The organism is Ramlibacter pallidus (assembly GCF_015070875.1).
Taxonomy (GTDB): domain Bacteria; phylum Pseudomonadota; class Gammaproteobacteria; order Burkholderiales; family Burkholderiaceae_C; genus Ramlibacter; species Ramlibacter pallidus.
On sequence record NZ_JADDIV010000003.1, the window covers coordinates 811112 to 821002 of the forward strand.

Genomic DNA, 9891 nt, shown 5'->3' on the forward strand with positions numbered 1-9891 from the left:
TCAGCGGAGCGAAGCGTTGATCTTCTGGAGCACGCCGGCGCCGGGACAGAGCTGCGGCGCCTCCAGCGTGTTGAGGGGGCGGGCGGTGGTGTTCATTGCCGTGTGCAGGTCGGTGGCGAGCGGGTCCACGTACAGGAGCCCGGTGAGCACCTCGCCGCGTGCGTGGTGCGCCTGCATGAAGGCCATGGCGGCGTAGCGGTCGGTGGGGTCGTACTCCGGGTGCAGGCTGCGCAGGCGCAGGAGCGAACCGTCGTGCTGCCGGACGTCGACGCGCTGCCCGGGCGCCGCCTGGGTGGTGATCTCCTCGCGCGGCGTGATGAAGTCGATCCGGCTGACCGCCTCGTTGTGCTCCCGCACGTAGTCGTAGCTCTTGGTGCTGCCCGGATGGTTGTTGAAGGCGACGCACGGGCTGATCACGTCCAGGAAGGCCGCCCCGCCATGGGCCATGGCCCCCTTGATCAACGGCACCAGCTGCGCCTTGTCGCCGGAGAAACCGCGGCCGACGTAGGTCGCCCCGAGCTGCAGCGCCATGGCCACCAGGTCCACCGGGCTGTCGCTGTTGACCGCGCCCTTCTTGCTCTTGCTGCCGCTGTCGGCGGTGGCGGAGAACTGCCCCTTGGTCAGCCCGTAGACCCCGTTGTTTTCCACGATGTACGCCATGCGCACGCCGCGCCGCATCGCATGCGCGAACTGGCCGAGGCCGATGGAGGCGGAGTCGCCGTCGCCGGAGACGCCCAGGTACAGCAGGTCGCGGTTGGCGAGGTTCGCGCCGGTCAGGACCGAGGGCATGCGGCCGTGCACGGTGTTGAAGCCGTGCGAGGCGCCGAGGAAGTAGTCCGGCGTCTTGGAGCTGCAGCCGATGCCGGACAGCTTGGCCACGCGGTGCGGCTCGATGTCGAGTTCCCAGCAGGCCTGGATGATGGCCGCCGAGATGGAGTCGTGGCCGCAGCCCGCGCACAGCGTGGAGATCTTGCCCTCGTAGTCGCGCCGGGTGTAGCCGACCCGGTTCTTCTCCAGCGTCGGATGGTGCAGCGGCGGCTTGGCGATCCAGGTCATGCGGCCAGCTCCTTCAGCGCCTGCACGTGCGCGGTGATGGCCTGCGTGATGAAGCGGGCGGTGATCGGCGTGCCGTCGTAGTGCAGCACCTTCACCAGCCGGGCCGGATCGACTTCCAGTTCGTTGACCAGCAGCGACCGCATCTGCGCGTCGCGGTTCTGCTCCACCACGAACACCCGCTCGTGCCCGGCGATGAACTCCGCCACCCCGTCGGAGAAGGGAAAGGCGCGCAGGCGCAGGGCGTCGACGTGGAGCCCTTGCGCGGCCAGGACCTGCAGGGCCTCCTGCATGGCGGGGCTCGTCGAGCCGAAGTGGATGACGCCCAGCCGGGTCTCCGCCGCGGCACGCTGGAGCACCGGTTGCGGCACCAGGCCCGCGGCGGTGCGGAACTTGCGCAGCAGCCTTTCCATGTTGTAGATGTAGTCCGGCCCGCGCTCCGAGTAGCGTGCATACGGGTCGCGCGTCGTCCCGCGGGTGAAGTACGCGCCCTGGGTCGGGTGGGTCCCCGGCAGCGTGCGCCAGGGGATGCCGTCGCCGTCGACGTCCTTGTAGCGCCCGAAGTCGCGGCCGGCCTCCAGTTCCTGCGCGCTCATCACCTTGCCGCGGTCGTAGTCGCCGCCCTCCTCCCAGGCGAAGGGACGGCACAGCCGCTGGTTCATGCCGATGTCCAGGTCGGTCATCAGGAACACCGGCGTCTGCAGGCGGTCGGCCAGCTCCAGCGCCTTCGCCGCGTGCTCGAAGCATTCATGCGGGTCCTCGGGGAACAGCAGCACGTGCTTCGTGTCGCCATGCGAGGCGTAGGCGCAGGAGAGGATGTCGGCCTGCTGCGTTCGCGTCGGCATGCCGGTGGAAGGGCCGCCGCGCTGCACGTCGATGATCGTCACGGGAATCTCGGCGAAGTACGCCAGCCCGATGAACTCCGTCATCAGCGACACGCCGGGACCGGACGTCGCCGTGAAGGCGCGCGCGCCGTTCCAGCCCGCGCCGACCACCATGCCGATCGAGGCGATCTCGTCCTCGGCCTGCACGATGGCGTAGCGGTTCTGGCCCGTGTCGGGATCGACCCGCAGCTTGCTGCAGTAACGCTGGAAGGCCTCCGCGACGGAGGAAGACGGCGTGATCGGGTACCAGGCCGCCACCGTGGCCCCGCCATAGACGCAGCCCAGGGCCGCGGCGCTGTTGCCGTCGACGAAGATGCGGTCACCCACGCGGTCGGCCCGGCGCACCCGCAGGCCGAGCGGCTGCAGCTGCTCCTGCGCGAACTCGCGCCCGAGCTGCAGCGCCTGCACGTTGGACGCCAGCAGCTTCTCCTTGCCCCGGTACTGCTCGCCGAACAGCTTCTCGATCTCGGCGGGGTCGATGTCCAGCAGCACCGACAGCGCGCCCACGTACACGATGTTCTTGAACAGCTGGCGCTGCCGCGGCTCCGCGTACACCGCATTGCAGATCTCGGTCAGGGGCATGCCGACCACGTGCACGTCGGGCCGGAATTTCGCCGGCGGCAGCGGCCGCGTGTTGTCGTAGAAGAGGTAGCCGCCGGGCGAGATCTCCGCGACGTCCGCGTCCCAGGTCTGCGGGTTCATCGCGACCATCATGTCCACGCCGCCGCGCCTTCCGAGCCAGCCGTCCTCGCTGACCCGCACCTCGTACCAGGTCGGCAAGCCCTGGATGTTGCTGGGGAAGATGTTGCGCGGGCTGACGGGAACGCCCATGCGCAGGATCGCCTTGGCGAACAGCTCGTTCGCGGACGCCGAGCCGGAGCCGTTGACGTTGGCGAACTTGATGACGAAGTCGTTGACGGCCTCGATGCGGTTCATGCCGGGACCTCCGGTGCGGCACGGGCGGGTGCGCGGCCGCGGCCCTTGGCCAGCGCGCCCTGGAACAGGAACTTCTGCATGTCCCAGGCCCCCGTCGGGCAGCGCTCGGCGCAGAGGCCGCAGTGCAGGCAGACGTCCTCGTCCTTTACCATCACGCGGCCGGTCTTGAGTTCGCCGGAGACATAGAGGTCCTGCGCGAGGTTGAGCGCCGGCGCCTTCAGCCGGTGCCGCAGTTCCGGCTCCTCGCCGTTGGCGGTGAAGGTGATGCAGTCCATCGGGCAGATGTCGACGCAGGCGTCGCACTCGATGCAGGTCTCCTGGTTGAAGACGGTCTGCACGTCGCAATTCAGGCAGCGCTGGGCCTCGCGGAACGCCGTCGCCGGATCGAAGCCGAGTTCCACCTCCACCCGGATGCTCGCCAGCGCCTTCTCGGCCGCCGCCCACGGCACCTTGAAGCGCGGATCCAGCGAAGTGTCGTTGTCGTAGCTCCACTCGTGGATGCCCATCTTCTGCGACATCAGGTTCACCGTCGGCGCCGGCCGCACCTGCAGGTCCTCGCCGTTCAGCAGGCGGTCGATCGAGACGGCCGCCTCGTGCCCGTGCGCGACGGCGGTGATGATGTTCTTGGGCCCGAAGGCGGCGTCGCCGCCGAAGAACACCTGCGGGACCGTCGACTGGTGCGTCCGCGCATCCAGCTGCGGCAGGCCCCACCGGTCGAAGGCGATGCCGCAGTCCCGCTCGATCCAGGGGAACGCGTTCTCCTGCCCCACGGCGATCAGCACCTCGTCGCAGGCGAAGACCGCATCGGGCTCGCCGGTGGGCACCAGCCGGCGCGTGCCCTGCTCGTCGTGCTCCGCGCGCACCACCTCGAAACGCATGCCGACCAGCCGCCCGCCCTCGTGCAGGAAGGCCTTGGGCACGTGGAAATTGACGATCGGGATGCCCTCGTGCATGGCATCCTCCTTCTCCCAGGGGGACGCCTTCATCTCCTCGAACCCGCTGCGCACGACGACCTTCACGTCGGTGCCGCCGAGCCGGCGTGCCGAACGGCAGCAGTCCATGGCCGTGTTGCCGCCGCCGAGCACGATCACCCGCCGGCCGATCCGGGTGACGTGCCCGAACGAGACCGAGGCCAGCCAGTCGATGCCGATGTGGATCTGGGCCGCCGCTTCGCGGCGCCCGGGCAGGTCGAGGTCGCGTCCGCGCGGCGCGCCGCAGCCGACGAAGATCGCATCGTAGCCCTGGGCCATCAGCGCTTTCATGGACGCGATGCGCTGCCCGGGCACGAACTCGGCGCCGAGGTCCAGCACGTAGCCCGTTTCCTCCGCGATCACCGACTCGGGAAGGCGAAAGCGCGGGATCTGCGTCCACATGAAGCCGCCCGGTCGCTGCTCGCCATCGAAGATCGTCACGTCGTAGCCCAGCGGGGCGAGGTCGCGCGCGACCGTCAGGGAGGCCGGGCCGGCGCCGACGCAGGCCACGCGCCGGCCGTTGCGCGGCGCGCGCTGCGGCATGCGGTGGCGCACGTCCTCCTTCAGGTCGGCGGCCACGCGCTTGAGGCGGCAGATCGCGACCGGCTCGGGCGCAGTGGCGCCGCCCTCTTCCACCCGCCCCCGCCGGCACGCCGGTTCGCAGGGGCGGTCACAGGTGCGGCCGAGGATGCCGGGAAACACGTTCGACACCCAGTTGACCATGTAGGCGTCGCCGTGGCGGCCCTGCGCGATCAGCCGGATGTACTCGGGGACCGGGGTGTGCGCGGGGCACGCCCACTGGCAATCCACGACCTTGTGGAAGTACGCCGGGTCGGCGATGTTCGTCGGCTGCAAGGAGGCCTCCTGACGGGTGGCCCGGTCGGGGCCGCGGCCCAGTCTACGCCTGCGGCGGCGGCGCTGCCTACTCGGTGGATTCCACTAGCCGCCCGGGCAGCGTCAGGTGCCGTCGCCGGGCAGCGGCACGCGCAGGGGCTTGCCGCTGCGCGTGAGCCACTTGGCGGCGAAGTTCAGGTCCGAAAGCGGCTCGCCCAGGACCCGGCCCTGCGCCTGGTCCCAGTTGTTCCTGCGCAGGAAGGCCAGCTGCTGCGCGGTGTCGACGCCGCAGGCCACGCAGTTCACGCGCAGGCGGCGCGCCAGGTCTCCCATGCCGAGCAGCATGGCCTGCACCGCGGCGTCCTTCTCCAGGTCGGCCATGAAGGAGGCGTCGATCTTGATCTCGTCGCACATCAGCTTGCGCAGGTGCCCGACCGAGGCCGTGGCGCCGAACCGGTCCAGCGCGATGCGCACGCCCTTCTTGCGCAGCCCCGGCAGGTGCGCCGCCTCCCGCGGGGGCAGGTTCTCCAGGGCGGTCACGTGCTGCAGTTCCAGCGACAGCATGTTCAGCTCGATGCCGCTGTTCACTGCGGCGCTCACCAGGTAGCCCAGGTCGCGCGGATGCATGTTGGCCAGGGACACCTTGATGCCGGTCGGCACCGGCTGCAGGCCCGCCGACTTCCAGTGCTTCACGTGCTTGTGCAGCTGGTCGAACAGCCACTCGGTGATCGCGACGTCCATGTCGGTCTGGCCGGCCAGGTCCATCAGCTCGTCGCCCTCGATGATCCGCCCGGACGAATGCTTCCAGCGCACGATGGCCTGCGCCGCCACGACGCGCCCGCTGGCGAGCTCCACCCGCGGCTGGTACATCAGCTCGATCTCGTCGCGGCTGATGCAGTGCCGCAGCTCCGCGCTGAGGTCGAGGCGGCTCATGGCCTGCTCGTTGAAGCGCGGCGAGAAGAACTCGTAGCGGTTGGTGCCGGCCTGCTTCGCGTGGCGCAGCGCCAGGCCCGCGTTGCGGATCAGCACGTCGGCGTCCATGCCGTCGTTGGGGAACACCGAAACGCCGATGCTGGAAGTGACGAACACCTCGGGCGAACCCTGCCGCTGGAAGCTGACGGTGGCCTCCTCGAGCAGCTTGCTGATGAAGGCGGCCGCACTGTGCACGCCTTCCATGTACGGCACGATGACCGCGAACTCGTCGCCGTCGAAGCGATAGAGCGTCGGGTTCTGCTGCTCGGACGCGAGCTCGCCGCCGGCTTCGGTCTGCACGCAGCTGGCGAGGCGCTTGGCGATGCGCTGCAACAGCTGGTCGCCCACCACGCGGCCCAGGGCATCGTTGATGCGCCCCAGCGCGTCCACCCCGATGTGCAGCAGCGCGCCGGCACTCCCGGCCGCCTTGGCCTGGGAGAGGACCTCGGCGGCCATCTTGCGGTAGCGCTGCTTGTTGGGCAGGCCGGTCAGGGCATCGTGCTGCCCCAGGTACTCGCGGTAGGCGTTGGCGGTCAGCGTGTTGCGGATGCGCAGCCCGAGTTCGCTGGGATCCACGGGCTTGGACAGGAAGTCCATGGCGCCGAGCGCCAGCGCCTTGAGCTTCACCTGCGGGTCCGTGCTGCTGGTGAGCACGATCACCGGCACGTGGCGCAGCGCGCTGTCGTCCCGCATCGCCGCCAGGATCTCGAGGCCGCTCACCTTGGGCATGCTCAGGTCGAGCAGCAGCACGCCCGGCACCGCCTTGCGCATCATGTCCAGCGCGTTCTCGGGCTGGTCGGTGTTGACGAAATGGCGGTAGCCGGCGTCCATCAGGAAAGCCTGCGTCATCTCGATGTTGAGGATCTCGTCGTCGACCATCATGATCAACGCCTGCGACAGGCTCTGCGTGGAGCGATGGCGCCACAGCATGTCCTGCGGCGACAGCGCGCGCAGTTCCTGCTCCGTCAGCTTGTCCTCGCCGGGCACGAACACGGTCGGCTGCGTCGACAGGGTGTCGCGAAAGCCGCCGCCGCTGGGCGCCCCGGAAGACGAGTCCTTCTCGATCATGGCTGCATTGTGCCGCGCACTAGCTCGTGGCGGCTTGCGGCACCTCAATCAGGTCCGCCATCCGGGCCAGGCGTTGCAGCACGCCATCAGCCGCCGGCTGGTCGCCGGCCTTCGCCGCGGCCTCCATCTCCCGCGCCGGGTCGGTGAACGCGTCGTACCCGACCGTGCCGGCGGCGCCCGCCAGCCAGTGGGCCAGCCGCCCGACCTCCTCGAGGTCCCCGGAATCGACGGCCGCCCGGGCCACCCCCAGCTGCTGCTGCAGGCGGGCCGCGAACTTGCGGACGATGGGCACCAGCCTGGCGTTGTCGGCGAACCGGGAGCGGATCGGACCTTCGGCCAGCGGCAGGTCGATGATGTCCGCGAAGACGGGGGCCGCAGCCGCGGTGTCGGCGGCTTCCGGGATGCCTCCGAGGAGCTGCGCCACCTGCTGCAGCAGCGCATCGATGTCGACCGGCTTGGTCAGGTAGGCGGTGCAGCCGGCCGCGAGCACTTCCTCCTCGAAGCCCTTCATGGCATGGGCCGTCAGCGCCACCACCGGGACCTGCAGCCCGCGCCGGCGCAGCTCGCGGGTGGCGGCATGCCCGTCCAGCACCGGCATCTGCATGTCCATCAACACCAGGTCGAAGCTGCCGGCGGCGAGCTTGTCCAGCGCGACCTGGCCATTCTCGGCCTCTTCCACCCAAAGGCCGTTCTCGGTCAGCACCAGGGACAGCAGTTCCCGGTTCTCCGCGCCGTCGTCGACCACGAGCACGCGCGCCGACGGGATCTTCCAGCGGGTGCGCCGCTGCGCGGCGGACGCCGTGGCCGCCTGCGCCAGCTGCGCGGCGTCCAGCATCCGCACGCCGTCCAGCGACCCGGTGGCGAAGGTGAAGATCATGGTGGTGCCGACGCCCGGCTGGCTGGTGGCGTTGAGGTCGCCCCCGAGGGCGCGGGCGAGCTTGCGGCTGATGGCCAGGCCCAGGCCGGTGCCGCCGAACCGCCGCGTGATGGAGGCATCGGCCTGCGTGAACGGGTCGAACATCGATTCGACCTTGGCCGGCTCCATGCCGATGCCGGTGTCCGTGACTTCCACGGTGTAGGCATTGCCGTTGCACGCGAGCAGGACCTCCACGCCGCCCTGCTCGGTGAACTTCACGGCATTGGACAGCAGGTTCAGCACCACCTGCCGCAGCCGCGCGGGGTCCGACTGCACCTGTTCCGGCACCGGCGTCAGCAGGCGCATGGACAGGCGGATGCCCTTTTCCTGCGCCTTCAGCCCCAGCTCCGAGAGGGCCGCCTGGATGACGGCGTGCGGCGCGCAGCCGATCTTCTCCACGGTCAGCTGGCCGGCCTCCACTTTCGACAGGTCCAGGATGTCGTTGATCAGGCCCAGCAGGTGCTTGCCGCTCTGGTGGATGGTGTCGAGGTAGCGGGACGACTCCCGCTCGCTCTTGCCGAAGCCGCGCTTGAGCAATTCGGTGAACCCGAGGATGGCGTTCATCGGCGTGCGGATCTCGTGGCTCATGTTGGCCAGGAACTCGCTCTTGGCCCGGTTGGCCGCCTCCGCCTCCTCCTTCGCCGAGCGCAGTTCGACGCGGCTCTCCTCCAGCAGCGTGATGTCCTCCAGGCTGATCAGCACGCCCGAGGCCTTGCCGCCGGTGGCCAGCACGGGCGAGCAGTTGACGACGAAGCTGCGCGGGCGGCCCGCCGTGTCCAGCAGCTTCAGGTGCAGGTCGCGCTGCACGGCGCCGGTCTCCAGTGCGGTCGCCCATGGATGGGTGCCGGGCGCGAGCGGCTGGCCCTGGTCGTCGAGCCACGGGATGGAGGCCACCGGCGCCCCCATCATCTGCTCGTTGGCGCGCCCGAGCAGCTTGACGAAGGATTCGTTGGCCAGCACCACCTCCTGCTTGCGGTCGATCACCAGCAGGCCCTCGGTCAGGGAGTCCAGGGCGGAGCGCACGCGGCCGGGGATGGCCTTCGAAGGGTCGAGGTGGCGCAGCACGCGGGCCAGGTAGACCTGGAACCCGAGGAAGCAGAGGACCGAGCAGAAGGCGAGCAGCGGGATCAGCGGCGTGGACAGCAGGCCCGCGATGCCGGGTGGGGCCAGGGGCGCGAAACGCAGCTCCAGCTGGCCCCAGGGTTGGCCGCCGGCCTGCAGGTTCACCTGGATCTGCGCCTGGCTGGCGCGCTCGTGGTCCATGGGCACCCAGTGCCGCAGGTGGTCACCGACCGCGAGCACCAGCTTGCCATCGTGGCTGCGCAAGCCGATGGAGCGCAGGTCGGCATTGCGCTTCTGCACGAAGCGCAGCACGTCCTCGAGCACCCGCGGCTCGCGGCTGCCGAGGATGGCCGTGCTCGAAGCCGCCAACGATTCGGCGAGGGCCACGCGTCCGTCGCGCACCGCCGCGTCCCGGTCGGGCACCAGGCCGAAGAAGGAGGCGGCCAGCAGGGCCGTGCTGACCAGCGACACCAGGCCCAGCGAGATGTAGGTGCGGGTGTTGAGCAGCTTCATCCGAAGCCCCGCAGCGAGTTGCGCGGGTCGTGGCGGTCGTCCTGCCAGGGTTCGTCGTCCTCACCCTCCTCTTCGTCCACGCGCGCCAGCACCGGCAGCGGATCGAGGATGCGCCACGCGGGCAGCGCCGAAAGATAGCTCGCCACCAGCACGCCGCCGCGGATCAGCCAGAGCACGTATACCAGCGACAGGCCGAGCGAGACGCTCGCGACCGAGATGCTCACCGCCTGGTCCAGCTTCAGGTCCTCGCGTACCGATTCACGCAGGCGATCGAGCTCCGTGGCGAAGGCCGGCGAGCGGAGGGATCGCTGCAGTGCGTCGAGGCGCGAGCCCTCGTCCCCGCCCTGGCTGCCCAACCCGGACAGGAAGAGGTCCGCCGGTGCCTGGGTGGCGACGAGGTCGAGCCCGGCGCGGTCGAACACGACCGTGTCCAGCACGCGCAGGCTGCCGACCTCCGGGGTGCGAATGGATCCGGTCTCCACCAGGAAGCCGGAGGTGGCTCGCGTGGCTGCGAGGGTCGTGTCGGGCACGACGAACAATTCGGACCCGACGTCGCCCGTGCGGCCCGGGGCCGCGGGTGCGGCCGGCGCAGGAGCGGCAGCCGCGGGGGCCGCGGGCGCGGCCGCCGGTGCCGGCGCGGGTGCAGGACCGGGCGCGGGCGCTTCGGCGGTCGGCGCGGGGG

6 protein-coding genes are annotated in these 9891 nt (G+C 70.3%); all 6 read right to left on the reverse strand.

The features are described 5' to 3' along the window. Complete coding sequence (locus IM787_RS13075) at positions 1-1056, reverse strand: 2-oxoacid:ferredoxin oxidoreductase subunit beta (RefSeq protein WP_193677074.1); 1056 nt, start codon at positions 1054-1056, stop codon at positions 1-3. After that, positions 1053-2873, reverse strand: coding sequence for a 2-oxoacid:acceptor oxidoreductase subunit alpha (locus IM787_RS13080; RefSeq protein WP_193677075.1), 1821 nt, complete (start codon positions 2871-2873; stop codon positions 1053-1055). Before IM787_RS13080 ends, IM787_RS13075 begins: the two co-directional genes overlap by 4 nt. Continuing rightward, on the reverse strand, positions 2870-4699 hold the full coding sequence (locus IM787_RS13085) for an FAD-dependent oxidoreductase (protein WP_193677076.1): 1830 nt from the start codon (positions 4697-4699) through the stop codon (positions 2870-2872). Before IM787_RS13085 ends, IM787_RS13080 begins: the two co-directional genes overlap by 4 nt. A 102-nt stretch (positions 4700-4801) precedes the next feature. After that, the gene (locus IM787_RS13090) at positions 4802-6718 is read right to left on the reverse strand and encodes a putative bifunctional diguanylate cyclase/phosphodiesterase (protein WP_193677077.1); all 1917 of its coding nucleotides are present in this window, start codon (positions 6716-6718) and stop codon (positions 4802-4804) included. Between the two features lie 19 nt (positions 6719-6737). After that, positions 6738-9209 (reverse strand): hybrid sensor histidine kinase/response regulator, encoded by a 2472-nt coding sequence (locus tag IM787_RS13095; protein ID WP_193677078.1) that lies wholly within the window; start codon positions 9207-9209, stop codon positions 6738-6740. Next, on the reverse strand, positions 9206-9891 hold a 686-nt coding region (locus IM787_RS13100; RefSeq protein ID WP_227494292.1), incomplete at its 5' end, for a hypothetical protein. The genes IM787_RS13100 and IM787_RS13095, both read right to left, overlap by 4 nt.